Raw genomic sequence first — 857 nt, 5'->3', positions numbered from 1 at the left:
AACCATGCAGCCTGCCGCCGTGACCAGCGGCACGAGCACCACCAGTGCGACGATGACGAGCAACGGCCAGTACCAGCGCGACAATGCCGGGAAACGCTCGATTGCCGCCGGTCGGCACAGCGCGGCCAGCGCCAGCAGGATCGGATATTCGGCGATCCAGGAAAACGTGTAGGGCGCGACCAATCCGGCAAACAGGCCGCCAACCATGCCGCCGAACGAAAGCGCCACATAGAATCCGGTGAGGTGCGAGGCCGCCGGGCGCGTCCGCGCCAGTTCGCCGTGGCAGGCCATCGCGATGACGAAGAACGACAGCAGGTGGCCGGCCAGCAGCAACACCAGATTGGGGTAGCCCTCGGCGAGCAGGAACACGATCACCGCGATCGCCACCGGCTGCAGCAGCAACATCCATCTGTGCGGCAGCAGCGGCCGCGACTGGAATACCAGCACCCAGGTCAGGAGATACAGCGACAGCGGCAGCACCCACATCAGCGGCACAGCCGCGACGTCGGTCGAGATATGCGCCGTGACGGCGATCAGCAGGCCCGACGGCACGGCCGCCAGAAACACCCAGCGCGCCCGCAGCGCCCATGATGGCGGCGGCGCAACCGCCTCCCCGCCCGTCTCCGCCGCCACCGACTGTGGCGAGCGCAGCAGCAGCACGCCGCAGCCGGCGATCAGCGCAATCAGCAATGCATAGCCCGCGGTCCAGATCAGGTTCTGCCAGCGCAGCGTCAGCATCGGCTCGAGCAGCACCGGATAGGACAACAGCGCCAGGAAGCTGCCGATATTCGACGATGCGTAGAGGAAATACGGATCTGGCGCGTTGGGGTGACCGGTGCGCACGAACCAGGCCTGCA

1 pseudogene is annotated in these 857 nt (G+C 67.0%); it reads right to left on the bottom strand.

The window, feature by feature from the left end:
- A pseudogene (locus I5M_RS28300) lies at nucleotides 1–857 on the bottom strand (class I SAM-dependent methyltransferase); the annotation flags it as partial.

Source organism: Rhodopseudomonas sp. B29 (assembly GCF_000333455.1).
Classification (GTDB): Bacteria; Pseudomonadota; Alphaproteobacteria; order Rhizobiales; family Xanthobacteraceae; genus Rhodopseudomonas.
Note: the sequence above shows the minus strand (reverse complement) of the source record. Positions and strands in the feature narration are given on the sequence as shown.